The sequence below is a fragment of the Sphingomonas glacialis genome (assembly GCF_014653575.1).
In the GTDB taxonomy this organism is placed as follows: Bacteria; Pseudomonadota; Alphaproteobacteria; order Sphingomonadales; family Sphingomonadaceae; genus Sphingomonas; species Sphingomonas glacialis.
The window spans coordinates 29,326-48,948 of record NZ_BNAQ01000006.1; the positions used below are offsets into that span (position 1 = coordinate 29,326).

At 65.9% G+C, this 19,623-nt stretch carries 24 protein-coding genes; 14 read left to right on the plus strand and 10 right to left on the minus strand.

The window, feature by feature from the left end; genetic code table 11:
• Positions 1-30: 30 nt before the first annotated feature.
• On the minus strand, positions 31-1,866 hold the full coding sequence (locus tag IE187_RS17045; RefSeq protein WP_189677230.1) for a hypothetical protein: 1,836 nt from the start codon (positions 1,864-1,866) through the stop codon (positions 31-33).
• 14 nt (positions 1,867-1,880) lie between these two features.
• A complete protein-coding gene (locus IE187_RS17050) occupies positions 1,881-2,099 on the minus strand; it encodes a hypothetical protein (protein WP_189677231.1) in 219 nt (72 codons plus the stop codon).
• 200 nt (positions 2,100-2,299) lie between these two features.
• Here IE187_RS17050 and IE187_RS17055 point away from each other — a divergent pair, with 200 nt between their 5' ends.
• A complete protein-coding gene (locus IE187_RS17055; RefSeq protein WP_189677232.1) occupies positions 2,300-2,590 on the plus strand; it encodes a hypothetical protein in 291 nt (96 codons plus the stop codon).
• Here IE187_RS17055 and IE187_RS17060 read toward each other — a convergent pair.
• The 4 genes from IE187_RS17060 to IE187_RS17075 are packed head-to-tail and all read right to left on the minus strand — an operon-like array spanning position 2,587 to position 5,106.
• Positions 2,587-3,150, minus strand: coding sequence for a MotE family protein (locus IE187_RS17060; RefSeq protein WP_189677233.1), 564 nt, complete (start codon positions 3,148-3,150; stop codon positions 2,587-2,589). The genes IE187_RS17055 and IE187_RS17060 overlap by 4 nt on opposite strands.
• Positions 3,147-3,578: a DUF6468 domain-containing protein gene (locus IE187_RS17065; RefSeq protein WP_189677234.1), complete on the minus strand. Its 432-nt coding sequence runs from the start codon at positions 3,576-3,578 to the stop codon at positions 3,147-3,149. Before IE187_RS17065 ends, IE187_RS17060 begins: the two co-directional genes overlap by 4 nt.
• A complete protein-coding gene (gene fliM, locus IE187_RS17070) occupies positions 3,575-4,591 on the minus strand; it encodes a flagellar motor switch protein FliM (protein WP_189677235.1) in 1,017 nt (338 codons plus the stop codon). The genes IE187_RS17065 and fliM overlap by 4 nt, the downstream gene beginning before the upstream one ends.
• On the minus strand, positions 4,588-5,106 hold the full coding sequence (locus IE187_RS17075; RefSeq protein ID WP_189677236.1) for a flagellar basal body-associated FliL family protein: 519 nt from the start codon (positions 5,104-5,106) through the stop codon (positions 4,588-4,590). Before IE187_RS17075 ends, fliM begins: the two co-directional genes overlap by 4 nt.
• A gap of 144 nt (positions 5,107-5,250) precedes the next feature.
• Here IE187_RS17075 and IE187_RS17080 point away from each other — a divergent pair, with 144 nt between their 5' ends.
• The 8 genes from IE187_RS17080 (at position 5,251) to IE187_RS17115 (ending at position 11,865) form a co-directional block, all read left to right on the plus strand.
• Positions 5,251-5,994 carry a flagellar hook-basal body complex protein gene (locus IE187_RS17080; RefSeq protein ID WP_189677237.1) on the plus strand — a complete coding sequence of 248 codons (744 nt, stop codon included), beginning with the start codon at positions 5,251-5,253 and terminating at the stop codon, positions 5,992-5,994.
• Between the two features lie 37 nt (positions 5,995-6,031).
• Complete coding sequence (flgG, locus tag IE187_RS17085; protein ID WP_189677238.1) at positions 6,032-6,814, plus strand: flagellar basal-body rod protein FlgG; 783 nt, start codon at positions 6,032-6,034, stop codon at positions 6,812-6,814.
• A 1-nt stretch (position 6,815) separates the two neighbouring features.
• Entirely contained in the window at positions 6,816-7,283 is a 468-nt protein-coding gene (gene flgA / locus IE187_RS17090) for a flagellar basal body P-ring formation chaperone FlgA (RefSeq protein WP_189677239.1), read from the plus strand.
• Positions 7,284-7,306: 23 nt separating this feature from the next.
• Complete coding sequence (flgH, locus tag IE187_RS17095) at positions 7,307-8,077, plus strand: flagellar basal body L-ring protein FlgH (protein WP_189677240.1); 771 nt, start codon at positions 7,307-7,309, stop codon at positions 8,075-8,077.
• Between the two features lie 182 nt (positions 8,078-8,259).
• Positions 8,260-9,141, plus strand: a complete 882-nt coding sequence (locus IE187_RS17100) for a flagellin (RefSeq protein WP_189677241.1) — start codon at positions 8,260-8,262, stop codon at positions 9,139-9,141.
• Positions 9,142-9,258: 117 nt separating this feature from the next.
• Positions 9,259-9,663 carry a hypothetical protein gene (locus IE187_RS17105; RefSeq protein WP_189677242.1) on the plus strand — a complete coding sequence of 135 codons (405 nt, stop codon included), beginning with the start codon at positions 9,259-9,261 and terminating at the stop codon, positions 9,661-9,663.
• Positions 9,664-9,787: 124 nt separating this feature from the next.
• Positions 9,788-10,195: a hypothetical protein gene (locus IE187_RS17110; RefSeq protein ID WP_229839471.1), complete on the plus strand. Its 408-nt coding sequence runs from the start codon at positions 9,788-9,790 to the stop codon at positions 10,193-10,195.
• On the plus strand, positions 10,189-11,865 hold the full coding sequence (locus IE187_RS17115; RefSeq protein WP_189677243.1) for a TonB-dependent receptor: 1,677 nt from the start codon (positions 10,189-10,191) through the stop codon (positions 11,863-11,865). The genes IE187_RS17110 and IE187_RS17115 overlap by 7 nt, the downstream gene beginning before the upstream one ends.
• A gap of 221 nt (positions 11,866-12,086) precedes the next feature.
• On the opposite strand, the gene IE187_RS17120 is transcribed toward IE187_RS17115, so the two are convergent.
• Positions 12,087-12,671, minus strand: coding sequence for a cysteine hydrolase family protein (locus IE187_RS17120; RefSeq protein ID WP_189677244.1), 585 nt, complete (start codon positions 12,669-12,671; stop codon positions 12,087-12,089).
• 148 nt (positions 12,672-12,819) lie between these two features.
• Here IE187_RS17120 and IE187_RS17125 point away from each other — a divergent pair, with 148 nt between their 5' ends.
• The 5 genes from IE187_RS17125 (at position 12,820) to IE187_RS17145 (ending at position 17,851) form a co-directional block, all read left to right on the plus strand.
• Entirely contained in the window at positions 12,820-13,488 is a 669-nt protein-coding gene (locus IE187_RS17125) for an NUDIX hydrolase (protein WP_229839472.1), read from the plus strand.
• Positions 13,485-14,789 (plus strand): nicotinate phosphoribosyltransferase, encoded by a 1,305-nt coding sequence (gene pncB, locus IE187_RS17130; protein WP_189677246.1) that lies wholly within the window; start codon positions 13,485-13,487, stop codon positions 14,787-14,789. Before IE187_RS17125 ends, pncB begins: the two co-directional genes overlap by 4 nt.
• Positions 14,790-15,088: 299 nt before the next feature.
• Positions 15,089-16,582, plus strand: a complete 1,494-nt coding sequence (locus IE187_RS17135; protein ID WP_189677247.1) for a L,D-transpeptidase family protein — start codon at positions 15,089-15,091, stop codon at positions 16,580-16,582.
• A gap of 13 nt (positions 16,583-16,595) precedes the next feature.
• The gene (locus IE187_RS17140; protein WP_189677248.1) at positions 16,596-16,946 is read left to right on the plus strand and encodes a hypothetical protein; all 351 of its coding nucleotides are present in this window, start codon (positions 16,596-16,598) and stop codon (positions 16,944-16,946) included.
• Positions 16,947-17,098: 152 nt separating this feature from the next.
• Positions 17,099-17,851 (plus strand): 3'-5' exonuclease, encoded by a 753-nt coding sequence (locus IE187_RS17145; protein WP_189677249.1) that lies wholly within the window; start codon positions 17,099-17,101, stop codon positions 17,849-17,851.
• An 85-nt stretch (positions 17,852-17,936) separates the two neighbouring features.
• On the opposite strand, the gene IE187_RS17150 is transcribed toward IE187_RS17145, so the two are convergent.
• The 3 genes from IE187_RS17150 to IE187_RS17160 form a co-directional block, all read right to left on the minus strand.
• A complete protein-coding gene (locus IE187_RS17150) occupies positions 17,937-18,794 on the minus strand; it encodes a serine hydrolase (protein ID WP_189677250.1) in 858 nt (285 codons plus the stop codon).
• A 148-nt stretch (positions 18,795-18,942) separates the two neighbouring features.
• Positions 18,943-19,158 (minus strand): hypothetical protein, encoded by a 216-nt coding sequence (locus IE187_RS17155; RefSeq protein ID WP_189677251.1) that lies wholly within the window; start codon positions 19,156-19,158, stop codon positions 18,943-18,945.
• A 45-nt stretch (positions 19,159-19,203) separates the two neighbouring features.
• Positions 19,204-19,611 carry a nuclear transport factor 2 family protein gene (locus IE187_RS17160; RefSeq protein ID WP_189677252.1) on the minus strand — a complete coding sequence of 136 codons (408 nt, stop codon included), beginning with the start codon at positions 19,609-19,611 and terminating at the stop codon, positions 19,204-19,206.
• Positions 19,612-19,623 lie beyond the last annotated feature (12 nt).

Consider the following 19,623-nt stretch of genomic DNA (forward strand, 5'->3'; position numbering starts at 1 on the left):
GCGTCTGCGGTGCCACCGGTCTTCGCATCCTCAGGAAGCGCTTGGGGTCTCCGCGACCTGTGGCGCCGCATCGATCAGGTCGGCGATGCCGCCGGCCGGGCTGGATGACGGAATTGCCGCCATCGCCGCGCTGACGGTGGCCGGGTCGACCGCGCCCACCGCAGCCGTCAGCGCGGCAAAAGCCGGCGCGGTTGGTAGCGTGGCGAAGGCCGCGCCATATTGCGCACGCAGCCGCGCCAGCTCGCCCTCACGCCCAAGCATCGCGAGAGCGACGGCGAGCCGCAGAATCCGCGCCTGGGCGACATCGGTGAGCGCGTCGCCCGGCGCGGGCGGCGTGGCGGCGGCGAGCGCCTTCCAGTCGTGCCGCCGCCAGTTGAGCTCGCCGCGGATCGCCTCGCCGTCGGGCACATCTTGCAGCACGGCGAGCGCCTCGTTGGTGCGCCCCAATTGGTCGAGCGCAACCGCCTCGACGCGGTGGCGGGCCCACAGCATGTCGTTGGGATAGACGTTCCCCTCAGTATCGCGGATCGCCGCCAGCGCGCGCGCCGGCGCGCCCGCCAGGATGAACAGCGACGCGACCCGCGCCGACAACGGTCCCTGCGCGACATCGCGCGTGCGGACGCGCAGCTGGTGATCGAGCAATTCGGCGCCGCGTTCGTACAGGCCGGCGGACTGCAACCGGTCGGCGAGCTGGACCACGAGCAAGTCGCCCGCCGCGCCGGCCGGCGACAGGTCGCGATATTCCCAATACAGGCCGGCGACGCGGTCGAGCGGCATGGCATGGTCGGGCGCGAGCGCGGCGGTCAGCGTTTGTTGCAGCGCCGCGGTCAGCGCCGCGCGATCGGCCCCGCCGTTGAAATAGCGGAAGATCGTCGCGCCCGCTTCGAGGGTCGCGCGCACATCATGCGTTCGCAGCGCGACCGCATAGCTCAGCTGCAGTGCGCGCATCTCGATTTCGTCGCCGCGCCAGACGAAGCGGATCTGCCGCAAGCGCGCGATATCGGTGGGCGGCAGCGTGCCGTGGTGCGCGCGATCCTCGATCAAGGCGAGCTCGGCGTCGAGGCGTTGCGCACGATCACCGATCTGGCGCGCCTGCGCCAGCAGCAACTGCCCTTGCGACCGCTGGCCCAGCGCAAGCGTGGCGCGACCGCGCAGCACGGTGGCGGCGGGGTCGGCCGCGGGCATCGCGCCGAGGACCTGCGCGACCAGCCCCGGTTGCCCGACGGCGATCGCGCTGCGGGCGGCGGCGAGCAGGAACGGCGTGCGATCCTTGACCGAGCGCGCGTTGAGCGCCGGGAGCGCACAGCGCAACTCGGCGAGCGCCGGGCCACCAAGCCCGGCTTGCCCGAGCGCCCGCATCCGCCACGCGCAGGCCTCCGGGTCGGACTGCAAGCGCTCGCCCGCCAGCGCTGCCATCGCCGCCGCCGGCCGGTCGAGCAATGTCAGCGTGGCACCGAGCGCAAGCTGATAGGAGGGCACGAGCGCAAGATCCGGATCGTCCTGCCGCATCACCTCGAGCGCACCGACCGCCTCCGCCCCGCGGCCAAGCGAAACCTGCCGCGTCGCATATGCCCAGCGCGCCGCCTGCCGCATGGCTGGCCGGGCCGCAATCAGCCCCGCCCAGCCTTCGACCTGACCGGCAACGCGCCATCCATTGGGGCCGAAAATGGTCGGGGAATTGGCGAGCTGCGGGGCAAAGCGCGGCAAGCCCGTCTTTGCCCGAACCGGCACGGGCGCGACATCGGTTGCGGCAGCATCGGCGTCAGCCGTCGCATCGCCGGCATCGTCGGCGCCGACCGGTTCGGCGACCGTCGGCGCGACGCTGGGGGCCGACGCGGTGGCAAGCAGTGCGACCGCCGCGAGCATGAAGCGCGCGTGTGTCAAAACATGTGGCCGATCGGCACCAGCGCGATGACGAACGCCCCCGCGACGCACGCCAGCAGGAACACGATCGAGAAGAGCAACACGTGCTGCTTGGGTTCAACCTCCGGCACCGGCGTGCCGACCGCCTCGCCCCCGGCGACCCCGACGCTTGCCTCCGGCAAATCCGGCGCGGAATCGACCATCACGGACCGGCGCGGTTTTTGGTCTCTGCTCATCCATAGTTCCTGACGTATCGGGGCTTACCCTCTATTATAGGATAAGCGCCGCATACCCGGCAGGCGCGCATGCACGGAGTTTCGTCATCGCGCAGATCCCGATCAAGCGCCTCGCGCTGCTGCCGCTCGCGGCCACGGCGTGGACCGCAAGCGCGGCCAACGGCGCCCTCCCGCCCGAAGCGACGCCGCAGCTCGTGGTGATGGCGCCGATCGTCGTGCCGATCGTTGGGTCGGATCGGCTCGACGGCGCGCTCCATCTCAAGCTCGTGCTTGCCGCCGCCGATCCCGCCGCATTGGCTCGGCTGACGCAGCGCATGCCGGCGTTGCGTGCGGCCTCGGTCGCCGGTGCGATCGAATTCTCGCGGCTCTACGCCTCGACGCGCACGCCGGTCGATGCCGCGCGCTTGCGCGCAATCCTGACCGCCGCGTTGCGTGCCGAGGATGCCGATGTTGCCGACGTGCTCATCGTCGAGGTGTCCGCCGCCGATTAAGGCGTGGCGCGCGCCGTGCTCTTGGACGTCGTAACCCGTAGCGGTGGCATGACGTCCTTTTTCTTCGGTGCCTTGCGCGCCAGCGACATGCTGAGATCGGCCGCGCCGCTTGGCGACATCGCGGCAAGGATCAACGCGGTCGATCGCTCGCGCATGCGCTGCGCGACCTTCATCTGCACGTCCATGTCGAGCTGTTCGAGCACGACCGCCGCCTTGGCTGGCTTCATCGCCTGGTAGATCCGCGCGAGATTGTCATATTGCGCGCCTTCCGCGGTATGGCCGGGCGTTCCCGCCGCGGTGGTCGCGACATCGGCCTGTTCCTGGCGTGCGCGCAGATCGGCCTTTATCCGCTCCTCGGTCGCCTTGGCGACCTGTTCGCGCAGGACCAGCGCGCGGTTGCGGCGTGTGGCGGATTGGTCGCGCGTCGCCATGTCCTGCTGGATCGCGGTACCGAGCCGGGTCTGCGGCGCGTCGGGCGAGGCCGCGGTCACCGCATGCGCGACCGTGGAGAGCATCGCCGCGATCGCGGTCAGCGCGAGTAGCGAGGGCTTGCCGCTCATGCCGCCGCTCCCGGCGCGTTCGCACGCGGTGCGCGGGCGCGCTTCGCAGACGGCGGGGTCGGCTGCTTGATGGCGGGCGCGGCCACGGGCGCACCCGCGCGGCTGGATTTCGCATTGCTCTTGCCGACCGCTTCGACGATCCGCTCGGCGACCGCGTCGGCGATCCCGGCCATCACGGTCAGTTCCTCGCGCATCGCTTCGCCGCTGGCGATGACGCGGGCATTGGCGGCGCAATCGATCTGCAACGTCTCGCGCAGATCCGCCAGCACGCGCTTGGCTTGAATGGTCGCGGTATCGAGTGCCGCGACCATTTCGGCAAAGCCCGCCCCTTTCACCGCGCGCAGGCAGCGGATCAGGCGGACGCTCTGGACCAGCACGGCGCTGCAGAACAGCATGGTGACGATGTCGGTAAAGGTTGAAACGGTCATTGCGGTAAGTCCTTGAACATGTCGGCCAGCAAGCGGACCGCGACATTGTTGCGACGTTGCCCGATCTGGCCGCGTCCCATCTGAACGCCGCCAGACTGGATTTCGAGCGCATCGTCGGGCGCGGTGTTGAGCGCGATGGTCTGTCCGACGGCAAAGCTGCGCACGTCCTCGAGCCGCATCACCTTCTCGCCGAGCACGACATCGACCGAAACCTCGGTCTTGAGCAATTCGGTCGCCATATGCTCTTCCCAGATGTTTCCGCGCCCGACCTTCTGGCCCATGAAGCGCTGCAGCAGTTTTTCGCGTACCGGCTCGATCGTCGCATAGGGAAGCAGGATGCTGAACTTGCCGCCCCTGCCCTCCATGTCGACGCGAAACGTAGCGACCGCGGCAATGTTGGTCGGCCCGGCGATCGCGGCGAAGCGCGGATTGGTCTCGACGCGTTCGAGCGCGATGGCGATCTGGTCGATCGGCTCGAACGCGGCGGCGAAGTCGGTCAGCGCCAGTTCGAGCATCTTCGACACCAAGGTCGTCTCGATCGTCGTGAAGGCGCGTCCCTCGATCCGCGTTGGCCCGCCGCCCCGCCGCCCGCCGAGCAACGCATCGACCACTGCATAGATCAGGCTCGATTCAACGGTGATGACGCCGTAATTGTCCCACTCGACGACGTTGAACACGCCGATCATCGCGGGCAATGCGAGCCGGCCCATGAATTCGCCGAAGCGGATCGAGGTGATTTCGTCGAGGCTGACGTCGATCGCGTCCGAGGTGAGGTTGCGCATACTGGTGGCGAAGCTGCGCACCATATGTTCGCACACCACTTCGAGCATCGGCAGCCGCTCATGGCTGATGACGCGCGATTCGATCACCGCCTTCAGCCCGCTCTTCTTGGCGACCGGCGCGTTGCCGCCGAACATCGCATCGATGCTGGCTTGATCGAACTCGTCGCCATCGCCGAGCGTGATGCTCGGCGCGGCGACGTCGAAATCCATGAAATCGTCGTCGGCGCTCATTGCTGGATCAGATCCTGGATGAGGATGTCCTTGACCACGTCCGGCCCCATCGCCGCGGTCGCGCGCACCAGCATTTCCTCCTTGATGCGGAACACCGCGGCCGAACCTGCCAAATCCTCGGGGCGCAACTCGCGCAGGAAGGGCTGGAACGCATCGACGATCAGCGGCAGCTTGCCCTTGATCAGCGCACCCTTGGCGGCCGAGACCGGTACGAAGGTGAAGCGTACCTTGAGGAAGCGCGCTGTGCCGTCGGCGCCGCGCAAATTGACGACCATCGCCGGCGCCTCGACATAGGTCGCGCCATCCTCGTCATGGCTCTCGGTCTTGGCCTCTGCGCCCCGCTTGGCCGCGCCGCCGGCCGGGCGCAGCAGGAAGAACGCGACCCCCGCCACGATCAGCAGCACCACAATCACGCCGCCGACGATCATCAGCAGCCGCTTGCTGAAGCGGGATTTCTTGACCGTCAGCGGGGTGTCGCCTTCGACGATCTCGCTGGCAGGCTCGGGCTCGGACACTGGCTTCCCTTTCGCTCGGCTACGCTGCGGCAAATTGCGCGCTGCGGACGCTATCGACGCGTTTCCCCTCTAATATAGGACAAGCAGGCGGCAACTTCTGCCTAGTGCGCAAGATGCGATGATTAATTTGGGAAGCGAACACGGATGGATATCTCCTCCTATGTCCTGTTGAGCCATGAGCAAGCGCTGCAGCGCCGGCTCGACGTCACCGCCAACAATATGGCCAATACCAGCACGGTCGGTTTCAAGCGCGAACAGCCGGTCGTCCACGAATATGTCGAGCAGAGCGGCGACACGGCGGTGCCCTCGGCCAGCGCGACGTCGTACGTGCTCGATTACGGCGCGATCCACGACACCGGGATGGGCGCCTTCCAGGCGACCGGCAATCCACTCGACGTGATGATCAACGGCCCGGGCTATCTCGCGGTCGAGGCGCCGGGTGGGGGCACCGCCTATACCCGCGCCGGGTTCGTCAAGGTCCTGCCCTCGGGCGACCTCGCCACCACAGGCGGGCAGCGCTTGCTCGATGCCACCGGCAAGCCGATCAACGTGCCGCCCGACCAACTGTCCAATCTCAACATCGCCAGCGACGGCTCGATTTCGGGGCCGCAAGGCGTGCTCGGCCGACTCGCGATCACCGTTTTCCCCGACGAAGCCGGCGTCACCCCACGCGGCGACGGCCTGATGGCGGCGAGCGGCGGCACCATCCTCGCGGCGGCCGACACCAAGCTGACCTCGGGCGGGGTCGAGGGATCAAACGTCCAGCCGATCGTCGAAACGACGGCGATGGTCGAGATCCTGCGCTCCTACCAATCGAGCCAGCGCCTGTCGCAGGCGATGGACGATCTGCGCAAGAACGCGATCGACCGGCTTGGCCGCTTCACCTGACCGCTGATCTTCCCGTCATTTCCTCGAAAGGTATTCCATGCGTTCTCTCTCGATCGCCTCGACCGGCATGCTGGCCCAGCAGACCAATGTCGACGTCATCTCGAACAACATCGCCAATATGAGCACGACTGCGTTCAAGCGGCAGCGCGCCGAGTTCCAAGACCTGCTCTACCAGTCGGTGTCGCGCGCCGGGGCCGCGTCGGGCAGCGATTCCAAGCTGCCGACCGGCATCCAGATCGGCGCGGGCGTCAAGACCGGCGGGGTCTATCGCATCGCCGAGCAAGGCGCCCTTTCGCAGACCGACAATCCCTATGACATGGCGATCCAGGGCAAGGGCTTCTTCCAGATCACCATGCCCGGCGGCGGGACGGGGTACACCCGCGATGGCTCCTTCCAGCTGTCCGACCAAGGCGAGTTGGTCACTGCCGATGGCTATCCGGTCCAGCCCGGCATCACCGTGCCGCAAGGCGCGGTCGCGGTGACGGTGTCGAAGACCGGCGAAGTCCAGGTCACCCTGTCGGGCACCCCGGCGCCGCAGACGATCGGCCAGTTGCAGCTCGCCACTTTCGTCAACGAAGCCGGGCTCGAGGCGCTCGGCGGCAACAATTTCCTGGAGACCGCCGCCTCGGGCCAGGCGACGATCGCGTCCCCCGGAGCGCCCGGCTTCGGAACGCTGACGCAGGGCTTCATCGAATCGTCGAACGTCAATCCGGTCAGCGAAATCACCGCGCTGATCACCGCACAACGGGCGTATGAAATGAACAGCCGCGTCGTGAAGACCGCCGACGAGATGCTCGCCACCACCAGCCAGTTGCGCTGACATGCGGCCGCTGATCGCGCATCTGCTCCTCGCCATGACCTTCGTTCCGACGCCTGCCGGAGCTCAAGCGACCGCTCCCGTGACGCCGACGCTCGCGGTGCCGGTGCTCGATCATGCCGTCGCCAAGGGCGACCTGCTCGCGGCCGGCGACTTCGTTGCGCAGGAGCTTCCGCTCGTTCAGGCGCGCGCCGCGCCGCGCCTCAAGGAGATGGTCGGCATGGAGGCAGCGCGGGCGCTTTCCGCCGGCACGTTGGTGCGCAGTTCGGACTTGATCCGCCCGCAGCTCGTCCGCCGCGGCGAGCCCGTCACGATCGCGCTGCGCGACGGCGGGCTTGCCATCACCACTGCCGGCCGCGCGCTCGGCAGCGGCGCGGCGGGCGACTTCGTTCGCATCGTCAGCCTGTCGACCAACCGTACATTGGACGGCGTGGTCGAAAGCACCGGCACCGTCCGCGTCGCGCCGCACTGAGCGCCAATCGCAAGGAAATCCCGATGAAGATCATTGGTCCGCTCGCGCTCGTCGCGGCGACGCTGTCCGGCTGCGGTGCGGTCGGCCATTTGAAGGCGGTCGGCAAGGCGCCGAAATTGTCGCCGGCCGACGAGATCGCGGCACCCGCGATCGAATCCTCGCTGGGCTTCCAAGGCGCCGCCTATCGCGCTGGATCCGCCGCCGCCGGGATGGCCGCCCCACCCCCGCCACCGCCCAGCCCCTCGCTCTTCCGCACTGGCAGCGGCGCCTTCTTCCGCGATCAGCGCGCCGGGCGCGTGGGGGATATCCTGACGGTGAAGATCAACATCGCCGACAAGGCGGCGGTCGACAACACCACCACGCGCAGCCGAACCGGCACCGAAAAGTCGGGCGTCTCGGCGCTGCTCGGGCTTCAGGCGCCGCTCGCCAAGCTGCTGCCCGGCGCGGTCGATCCGTCGAAGCTGGTCGACACCAATTCGACCTCGGCATCGAACGGCGCGGGCAACACCAGCCGCAGCGAGACGATCAACATGACGATCGCGGCGACGGTGGTCGGCGTCATGCCCAACGGCAATCTGCTGATCCGCGGCAAGCAGGAAGTGCGCGTCAATTTCGAGCTGCGCGAACTGGTCGTGTCGGGAATGGTGCGCCCCGAGGACATCGCGCGCGACAACAGCATCCGGCACAGCCAGATCGCCGAGGCGCGGATCAGCTATGGCGGGCGCGGGCAACTGACCGATGCGCAGCAAGCGCGCTGGGGCCAGCAGATCTACGATGCGCTCTTCCCGTTTTGAGGCGAAACGCGCTTGTCCATAGTGAACGCGCGTGCACCATCAATAAAATGCTCTGATCGCTTTGTTACTCCAATATTTCTTTCCACAATGAAGTGTGGGCCGGGACGTATTCCGGGACACCGCGGGCCAGCGCTTCTGGCCCAGATCGCAGAAGCGGTCTTACATTCAAGAAGGAAAAAATCATGAGCCTTTCGGTAAACACCAACAATGGCGCAATGGCTGCACTCCAGAGCCTGACCGCAACGCAGAAGGCACTCAGCACGACTTCAAGCCGGATTACGACCGGTTTGAACGTGGCATCGACCAAGGACGATTCGGCGAAGTACACGACGGCTCAAAAGCTGCGTGGCGATCTGGGCGGCCTGTCAGCGGTTACGTCGTCGCTGAGCCGTGCGAAGAGCACGGTGGACGTCGCCATTACCGGTGCGGAGCAGGTTTCCGACCTCGTCAACCAGATGAAGGCGAAGGCCACCGAAGCATCGGATAAGGGTATCGACGTCAAGAGTTGGACGGCAATCGGCGCCGATCTGGTCGCGTTGAAGAAGCAGGTTACGTCGATCATCAGCTCGTCGGAGTTCAACGGCACCAACCTGCTCAAGACCGACGCTGCCTCGACCGGTAAGGTCTCGGCGCTTCTGTCGACCGACACGACAAAGACCCTCGATGTTGGCAACATCGATTTGCAGAGTGGCGCTGAAACTGCGTTCGGTACGTCCACCGGCGTCCCTGCCACGGACGACACTCTGCTCGACCTGTCCGACACGACCCCCGGCGCGGGTGCAACTACGGCGGCGACGCTTAAAGGTGCCCTCGATACCTACTCCAACTCGATCGCGACCAAGCTGAGCACGTTGGGCTCGGCATCACGTCAGATCGAGGGTCAGACCTCGTTCGTCAGCAAGCTGTCGGACGCGATCGATTCGGGGATCGGCAATCTTGTCGATGCCGATCTGGCCAAGGAATCGGCGAAGCTTCAGGCTCTCCAGGTCAAGCAGCAGCTTGGCGTGCAGGCTCTGTCGATCGCCAACCAGGCGCCGCAGACGATCACGTCGCTGTTCCGTTAAGGACTGGCGACAGCCCCAGCGTATCGGGGCGGTCGATGGGAAGGCCGGGATGGGTTCATCCCGGCCTTTTCCGACTCACGACCGGAGCGCAGCTAGATTTCGCCCGAGGAGTGCGCGGTGTTTCCCAGAATTCGCGAGATTATCGACGCCGGCGGGAGCAGACTGCGGGTCAGCGTCGAACCCCATCCGTCGGGTGCGCTGGTGCTCTTCGAGCGCCCCGACCGCGCGCACTATCCGCAAGCAATGCTCGACGGCTACGGCGTGGAAGTGCTGTGCGGCTATATCATGGCGGCTCGCCTGGCCTTGCCCAACCCGCTTCCCGACGAGATCGTCGATGGTGCCTTCGCCTCGCGCTTCAGCCTGACTCACCGCGACACGGTATCGCTCGTCCTAACGCAAGCCAGCGTGCGCGCGAGCTTCGAGATTCCCCCGCAATTCTGGGATCGGCTCTATGCCGAACTGTCCGTCGTGATCGCGCACTCGCGTGAATTGGGGCGTCGCTCGGTCCATCGCCTGCAATAATCGCGACACCGTCAAATACCCGTTTGAATACGGGGTATTCCTCAATGGCTTGCCGCACCCGCAGGGGTGCAGTGCGCTTTTACCAGCAGCCGGCCTGCCGGCGCTGTAAATCAGGAAGAGTGGCATGGACTTCGAACATGACGACGGATGTGACGCGAACCCCGCCTTCGCTCTGCCGGAGCAGCCGCAACCGGAATATCGCGTCAACCTGACGATCGCGGTCGTCGACCCGCAGGGGCTTTGGACTGCCGCGGCGGCCAAGCTGCTCGAAGCTCCCGGCATGACGCTCGCCGATGCGCTCGACGTGATAGGACCGCGCGAAGACCCGTCGATCGCGGACTGCATCGGAGCATTGACCGCCCCGACCGCGCTCGCCGGCTGCATCATGGACGATTTCTGGATCGACAGCCTGCGCACACTTGGCGCGCCGGTGTCAGCGGGTTCTACAGCGACTATAAAGGCAATATCTCGGACAAGACCCTCGGCGGAAAGATCAATGGCTACGCCCATTATGGCGCGCGCGCTATGGTGATCGGCGATGTCACGGAGAAGCTGCACGTCAAGCTGATCGCCGACTATCGCCGGGCCGACGACGATTGCTGCGGGTTCGTCATCGGCGCGCTCAACCCCACCCCATCGGACTCCCAGGCGGCGCTGCAAAGCATTCTAGCCCCTGCACTCGGCGGCGCTACCCGGCAAAGCGTTCAGATGACGCCCAACCGGACCATGGAGGTGACCTATGGCGCCTCTCTGCAGGCCGATCTGACCGTTGGCGCGGATACCCTGACGTCGATCACGTCGGCGCGCCAGTGGAACAACACGGAAGTCCGCAACGGCGATTGGGTCGACCAGCTTTACCTCAACGTGCCGCTGATCCGCGACCTGGGGCCGCAACGCTCGAAGACGTTCACGCAGGAACTGCGCCTGACCTCGCCCACCGGTGGCTTCGTCGATTACGTGGTCGGCGCATTCTATTATCAGGCGTTGGCAGACCGCACCTACACGCGCTCCAACACGTATTGCACCGCTACGACGGCCCTCAAGCAGGTGAACGGCCTCACCCCGTGTCCGACCGATCAGTCGACGATCCTCAACCCTGTCGGGGTCGCTGCATTCGGCTCCAAGTTCTACAACGCAGCCGCATACGGGCAGGCGAACTGGCATTTCACCCCGCGGTTTCACGCGGTCACGGGCCTGCGCTACACGTACGACAAGGTGGAAGCCTATCATACGCGTACCAACAACTATAGCGGCAATACATTTCCTGGTGTCGGCGTCCCGGCCGGGATCGGCAGCAATTTCGATGCCAATGTCGCCACCGGCGGGCTGTTCAACGGCACGCCGTGGACTGGCAAGACCAGTGCCAAGAATCTTTCGGGCAAGGCGGCGCTGCAATATTACGTGACGCCTGGCAATATGCTCTACGGAAGTTTCGGTCTTGGCTACAAGGGCCCCGCGTTCAACACCTTTTTCAACATGAGCGCCGGCAATACCGCGCCGATCGCGCCAGAAACCTCAAAGGCGTACGAGCTGGGACTAAAGAGCAACTTCAATAACGGGCGGCTCATCTTTTATGTCGATGGATTTTACACCAAGGTCAAAAACTACCAGGCAAATTACCCGACCCTATTCAATGGTGCCGTTATCTCCACGATCATCAATGCCGGCGACGTCTCGACGCGCGGAGCAGAGGTCGGTCTGCTCTACCGGCCAAATCGCCAACTGACCATCAGCGGCGGGTACAGCTATACCGACGCCAAGGTGGACCAGTTTCTCGTGCCGCCGGCAGCGCAGGCAGCCAACACCATCACCTCCGGTACGCCACTGGCCTTTGCCCCGAAGAACAAGGGGAATTTCGGGGCGACCTATACCGCGCTGCCCAGGAATCTGCCGTTCGCGCTGGAATTCAGCGGGCTGGTGTCTTACACCGACAGCCAGGTTTCGAGCTTGTCGCCGAGAAATACCCCTGCCCAGATGGTGGCATTCGAGAACCTCACGCTCAGGGCCCACACCCAAGTCGATATCACCTTGGCGGCGGTTGATCTGGCCAAGCGCTATCGCCTCGGGCTCGTCGTCACCAACTTGCTCAACGCCCACTATGCCTCGACCATCACTGCCGGCGGGCCGGGCGGTTCGTACCTGTATCAGATCGCGCGCGATTCCGATCGATACTTGGGAGTTATTCTGCGCCGCAATTTCTGATCGAGCGCGTGGCTTGGCCCCCGTACATTCTGGGAACACAGAGTGCTGCACGCTATCGTAGACCGGTTGCGCGCGGGTTTCCCGCGCGCGATCCGGGGGGCAAATGCACGCGATATCTGACCGACGTGCGCAATCTCGGCCTTGCCTTTGGCGATCGATGCTGACGACGCCAGCGGCCTGCCGGATCGCTCGCCTCAGTTCAAGCGCCCTGAGCGCAAATCCTAACGAACTTGCGGTCGCCGAACGGTATTGGCAAAATCTTCCGCGATAACGGCCTCGATCTGACGGTCTATCCCACGGGTCAGGTCGGCTGGCACGGTGCACGCGAAACCGCGGTCGACCAAGCCGTTCAGCGCCCAACGCACGCAATAATCGGCAGCCACGCCGATCACAGTAACGCGCGTGGTGCCGGCTGCTTTCAGAGCCGCGAAGAAGCGATCGCGTGGGATGGCCGCCCCATCGTTCGGCACGATCATCAGGCCATCCTCTGCCCACATGTCGAACACGCCCTTCTCCAGCCGATACTGCGCGATCGCGGGGTCGATCAGGCTCGCATCGATCATGTTGGCCCAGCCCGGCGTGTCGCGGACGCAGTGGATCGGGAACAGTGCCGCTTCGGCTGTCGCGGCATAGGTATCGGCATAGTGCGTATCGAAGGTGAACAGCACCCCGGCGGTCTCGGCAGGATCGAGCGTGGCAAGCCACGCGCGCATCGGGGCGACGAGCGCCTCGGCACCGGCCACGGGCAGCGCGCCATCCGCGCGCATGAAATCGACCTGTGTATCGACGACGATCACGAATTGCATATCGGGCTCCCAATACTGCACTTTACATATATTCTCGTCGCATATAAGTAAAGCGCGATCAGCATATAAGGCCGCCATGACCAGCTCCGATCCCTCCCCCGATTACGATCCGACGCAATATGATCGGCCATCGGTGACCGTGGATCTGGTGCTGATCGGGCTCGCCGGCGGCGAACTCTCGGTACTGCTGAAACGCCGCACGGCCGCGCCGCAAGAAGGGCGCTGGGCGTTGCCCGGTGGCTTCGTGCGGATCGACGAAACGCTCGAGGAAGCGGCGAACCGCGTCTTGCGCGAAAAGATCGGGCTTACCGGCGTGTCGCTGGAGCAGCTGTACACGTTCGGCGCGATCGACCGTGATCCGCGCATGCGGATCATCAGCGTCGCGTATATGGCGCTGTTCGATGCAGCGAGCTTCGCTCGGGGGATGGCGTCGGGCAAGAACCTCGGCACGGCGAGTTTCGCCGCGGACGGCCGAGTGCGCGATGCTGCCGGCACTCCCCTGCCCCTCGCCTTCGACCACGCGACGATTCTGGGCGTCGCGCGCGAGCGGCTGCGCGGGAAGATCGACTATTCAGATATCGGCTTCGGCTTGTTGCCCGAGCGGTTCACGCTGCGGCACTTACAGGATGTCCACGAGGCGATCCTGTCGGTCCGGCTCAACAAGCCGGCGTTTCGCCGGCGCATGCTCGACCGCGGCTGGCTGGTGCCGACCGGCGAGCGCGAGCCCGACGCCTCGCATCGGCCCGCCGAGCTCTTTCGTTACCGCGGCGCGCCGCCGACACCGACGGCGCCCGCAAGTGCTGGGAGGCATGCATGACCTTCACCGACATCGCGACGCGCACCTATGACCATAGCTGGCGGCTCGATCCGATCGTGCGCAGCCTGCTCGACACCGATTTCTACAAGCTGCTGATGGTGCAGATGATCCGCCGCCGACACCCCGATGTCGACGTGACCTTCGCGCTGATCAACCGCAGCCGCGTCGTTCGCTTGGCCGATGCGATCGACGCGCACGAACTGCGCGCCCAGCTCGATCACGCGCGCACGCTGCGCTTCTCGAAGAAGGAACTGATCTGGCTGGCGGGCAACAGCTTCTACGGCGAAGCGCGGATCTTCGCGCCCGACTTCATCGCCTGGCTCGGCGATTTCCGGCTGCCGGAATATGAATTGCGCACGGTCGACGGGCAGTTCGAGCTGCATTTCTCCGGGCCGTGGACGCACGCGACGATGTGGGAGATTCCGGCGCTCGCAATCATCAACGAACTGCGCTCGCGCGCTGCGATGCGCGACAAGGGCCGCTTCGCGCTCGACGTGCTCTACGCGCGTGCCAAGGCACGGCTGTGGAACAAGGTCGAGCGGCTGCAGCAGCTCCCCGATCTCGTGCTTTCCGATTTCGGCACACGGCGGCGGCACGGCTTTCTGTGGCAACGCTGGTGCGTCGACGCGCTCAAGGAAGGGTTGGGCAGCCGCTTTGTCGGCACCTCGAACGTACTGCTGGCGATGGATGCCGATCTCGAGGCGATCGGCACCAACGCGCACGAGCTGCCGATGGTCGCCGCGGCGCTCGCGAGCGACGATGTGGAACTCGCCCGTGCGCCCTATCGCGTGCTGGAGGAATGGCAGGCAAGCTATGGCGGCAACCTGCTGATCGCGCTGCCCGACGCGTTCGGTACCAGTGCCTTCCTCGCCAATGCGCCCGACTGGGTCGCCGACTGGACCGGTTTCCGCCCGGACAGCGCGCCGCCGATCGAGGGCGGCGAGCAGATCATCGCCTGGTGGCAGCAGCACGGCCGCGATCCGCGCGAGAAACTGCTGATCTTTTCGGACGGCATGGACATCGACACGATCGAAGCGACCTATCGCCATTTCCACGGCCGCGTCCGCACCAGCTTCGGCTGGGGCACCAACCTGACCAACGATTTTCGCGGCTGCGATCCGGACGGTGACGCGGCGCTCGCGCCGATCTCGCTGGTCTGCAAGGTGGTCAGCGCGAACGGCCGGCCAGCGGTCAAGCTCTCCGACAATCCGGCCAAGGCGACCGGCGATCCGGCGGAGATCGCGCGCTATCTGCGCGTGTTCGGCGCCGCCGGCCGGACCGAAACCGCGGTGCACGTCTGACCCTTCCCCATGTGCCAGGGCAGGACGATCCGATGCCCACCCAGACCCAGGCCGCGATCGACGGGAAGGTCTGGCCGCATTTCACAGCGTGCGTCGCACAAAGGGCGGCGTGTTCGCGCAGACCAAAAACACGACGCTGACCGAACGTCATCCCACCGCTATACGGGCGTAGCGAATGCGCCCCGTGGGGGATCCGACGCATCAGACCGTTGCATTGCAAGCGACGTATCGGGCCTCGAGAACGCGAAGATGCCAGATAACCGATGCAGTCGCCGACAACGCCGTGTAGGACAGCGCGCATGACACAGACGCATCGCCAAACCCGTACTCTGAACCGCCGTAAGTCGAGCGCGACGCGCTACCTCGCTCTGTCGGCGTTGCTCGTTGCAACGCCCGCCACAGCACAGGATGCGCGCCCGAGCACCGATCTGCCGATGCCGTTGCCGGTCGTGCAGCCAGCGCCATCCACGCCGCTGCCACAACTCAGTCCGGCTCAAGCGGCCGCGCTTGCGGCTTTGCTTCAGAAAGACATCGTCGCGCAGGGTCTCGCCGATTCACAATCGATCGACCCGGTCGACAACGACCGTCTTGTCCGCGCCGCGCTGGATCATGCCCATGCCGTTCATGCCGGCCGCCTTGCGGAAGCCGATTTCGATCAGAATTGGGCGATGCGGCCTGCCGTCTATGACCCGCTACCGGCCTTCAAGAATGCGGTCGAGCACGATCGTCTGGCCGCATGGATCGCTTCGCTGCCGCCGCCCTATGCAGGCTACGATGCACTGGTCGCTGCGCTTGCGCGGTACCGGACGATCGCGGCGGCGGGTGGCTGGGAGCCGCTGAGCGCAGGCGCCGATCTGACGCTCGGCAACTCCGGCCCGCGCGTCGCTGCGCTACGTAAGCGGTTGGCGCTCGAAGATCCGCAAGTGACGTCGTCGGAGGACCGCTTCGACGCCGCGCTGCTCGACGCGGTCCGTCGCGCGCAACGGCGCTACGGGCTCAATCCGACGGGTATCGTCGCCGCACAAACGCTCGCCGCGCTCAACGTGCCCGTCGATGCGCGGCTTCGCCAGATCAAGGCGAACATGGAGCGCTGGCGCTGGTTGCCAGCAGAACTCGCCAAGAACCGCGTCCAGGTGAATATCGCCGCAGCCGTGCTGACGCTGTTCGACGGCGACGCCCCGGTCATGTCGATGAAGGCAGTGACGGGGCGCCCCGGGGCCGAGACGCCGATGCTCACCTCGCAGATCCACAGCATCGTGCTCAACCCGCCGTGGAACGTGCCGTCGACGATCGCGGGGCGCGAACTGTGGCCCAAGGAGAAGGCCCACCCCGGCTATCTGGCGCAGCACGGCTTCCGAGTGATCGACACCGGCGATGGCGGCAAGCGGCTCCAGCAATCCTCGGACCATAGCGCGCTGGGGAAGTACAAGTTCGATTTTGCCAACCCGTTTGCCGTCTACCTGCACGACACGCCCGCCCAGGCGGGGTTCGCGCGTTTCGACCGCTTGGCCAGCCATGGGTGCGTCCGTCTCGAAAAGCCCGGCGACCTTGCGAAGCGGCTGCTCGAGGGCACGCCCGAATGGCCGGCGGACACGATCGATGCGACGGTCACTGCGGGCAAGACGGTGCGCGCAAAACTGGCGGCACCCGTTGCGGTGTATCTGCTGTACTGGACGGCGTTTGCGAACGCGGACGGGCAGGTCGGTTTCCGAAACGACCCCTATGGCTGGGACGGAACGCTGGCGACCAAGATTGCGGAACGGTCCGCGCGCCAGGCGATTGCGGCGCGCTGAGGAGATGACACCAATGACCCACAAATTCCCCCGCGCCTTCGCGGCAATCCTGTTGATCGCCGGTCTCGGCGCGTGTTCGCAATCGACCGAGGCGCCAACGCGCGACGAACAGTCCACCGAGACGCCCGCAGAACCGGCGGACGAAGCGACACCGACGGCACCCGAGACGCGCGCGCCCGAGCCCGAACCTACCCCGACCGCCGCCACCAACCTGACGGCCGCGCTGCCGGAAAAGGCACCCGCAGCGGCGGCGCCGGACGAACAGCTGATGGACGATGCCTCGGCCACGGGTATGACGGCACGCACGACGCGCAGCGATCAGACGAACCAGGCTGCTCCGGCTGAGCAGACCCCGAACGACTAGAGCAGAGGGCTATGTAGCGGCGAGCCGGTTGCGGACAGTTTCTGGCTTTAGCATGGCGAGCCGCGCATCAGATCATCGGCCAACTTAGCGCGATCCTCAGACGTGGATGCCACGGCGATTGGATGATGCGGTGATGCCCCTATATTCCAATCATGTCTCTTCGCGTGCGCGTCATCGATCTGGAAACCACTGGCTCGCGTCCCCCGGCGCACGGCGTGTGCGAAATCGGCTGGCAAGACGTCGCGCTTGGCGCTGACGGGCAATGGTCCGTGACAGACGAACGCGGCGCCACCTTCGTCAATCCCGGGCGGCCGATCCCTCCGGTGACGATGGCGGTGCACCACATCGTCGACGCGGATGTCGCCGCCGCTGGGTATTGGCAGGACGTCGCGCCCGCCATTCTGAAGCCCGAAGGCGGCGTCGTCGCGCTGGCCGCGCATCGTGCGAGCTTCGAACAGCGATTTTGCACCCCGCACTTGTCGGGCGGCGCGCGGTGGATCTGCACCTGGAAGTGTGCGCTGCGGCTATGGCCGGGATCGCCGAGCTTCTCCAATCAAGTCCTGCGATACTGGCGGATGCCGCACGGGCTGGTCCGCGAGATTGGCTTGCCGGTCCACCGCGCGTTGCCCGATGCCTATGTGAGCGCGCATCACCTTCGCGACATGCTGAATGCGGCCTCGATCGAACAGTTGCTTGCCTGGAGCGCCGAGCCCGGGCTTCTGCCGCGGGTCGTCGCCGGGCCCGAGCGTGGGCGTGCCTGGAGCGACCTCTCGGCCGATGCGCTCGAACAGTTCGCACGCGATCGAGACGAAGACGTCCGGTTCACCGCGCAGACCGAAGTGCGTCGCCGGGGAGGATACAGCCAGCCCGAGCCCGACCGCCCTGTGCAAGGCCAGCTATTCTGACGCTGCTACGCGTTGAAGGTTCAATGCTCCCAGCACTGATAGGCTGGGCGGCGGGGGGAAGAAGAGCCGAATCGAGGGGCGCGGTTCACCGCATCCGCAGGAAGTACGACAGCGCGGTGCGTGCGCTATCCGCGAAGCGATCATAGATGACGCGGGCGACAGCAGCGATGACAGGCTGGCGATCGCGTCCCCCGCGAGCGAACACGGCGACGGCCACGCGGTGGCCATCGGGCATGGTAATGAATCCCACGTCATTCGTGACGCCGTCGAGCGTACCCGTCTTGTCCTCGACCGGAGTACCAGCGGGCAGCATCGCGCGGATGCGGCGCGTGCCCGTCTCGCAGCGTCGCATCAACTCGAACAGGAACGCGCGGCTTTGCGCCGTCAACACCGCGCCACTGTCGAGCTTATGCAACAGCGCGACCATGGCAACCGGCGTGGCGACATCCTTGATGTCGGCCAGGTGACCGCGCTCTCGAAGCAGCTGGTCGATCGTCCGGTCGACCCGGATCCCGATGATGTTCTGCGACGAGAGCCACTGCTGGACGGCAGCCGGACCACCGACCGCGGCCAGCAGCTGGTCGGCCGCTTGATTGTTACTGCGCACGATCATCAGTTCCAGGACTTTCGCGGCGGGCCGGCCGACGACCATGTCGCTGAGGCTGCGTCGGCCCTGATCGATCTCGGCGAGATAGGTGGCTGCGATGGCGAGCTTGACCGTGCTCGCCATCGGAAACGGCGTGTCACCGTTGATGGCAACGATCGAGCCATCGCGAAGGTCGAGTGCCGCAATGCCATATTCCCCCGGCTTTGCCGCGACCAGCATGCTCAACTGGCGCTCGAGCCCGATAAGCTCAGGCGAGCTGGCGGCTGCAGGGGCCGGAACGAGAAGGCTTGCGGCGAGCCCGGAACACAGCAGGTGGGAAAGCGGAAATACGCGCATCGATCGTCCTTGAACCTTGGCCTTGAAAGGCGGGCTCATGCTGAACTGGGAAAACTCTATCCCATCCTATTGCATGTCGGCGACGAGCGGCCAACCACTGCGTGCACGTTACGCGGCGTGAGGCTTGGCGTCACCGACGCCGCGATGCTCAGCGCGCTGTGGAACGAAAGAGCGACAGCGTGGTCCCGCTCGACGTCACGCGCCCGCCCGTCATGCGTGGCGAGCTTCCTGTGCCACTCGCACTGGGCGTGCGCGAGTTCGAGAGGCGGCGCACGGTGACCGATCGTGCCGGTATAATGATCGTGTCGCGCGATGCGTCCGAGGCGGTGATCGCGATCAGCAGCGGCCAGTACCGCTTCTCCACCGACTGGGGGGCGCCTCCAGATCGGCCCAGCGCCCGGACATCGCTTCAGGCGAAGGTCAGCGATCCGCGCCGTTCGGCGAAACGCCACCCCTCGCCCGCCACCCGGACGAAACGATCGGTGAAACCGCCGACCAGCGGCGGCGCATCGGGCGCGGTAAACAGAAGCATCGCGCTCGTCGCGGTGGCGGTGTCGCGATCGATCACCGCGACCACGATCGTCCCCGTCAGATGTCGCGTGACGCGCGCCGGACGCGCCTCGAACGCGGCAAGGATCGCGGCACGCCCGATGACCGGCGCATCGGGCGCGGTCGGGCGAGTCATGCTGCCATCCTCGGCGTAGAGAGCGGCGACGTCGGCCCATCGTGCTGCATCGTTGAGCGCCGCGTACAGGTTGATCAATCGCGCGCAATCCGCCTCGATCTCACGGCGCTCGGTTGCCGAAACCATGGTCATGACAGCATCTCT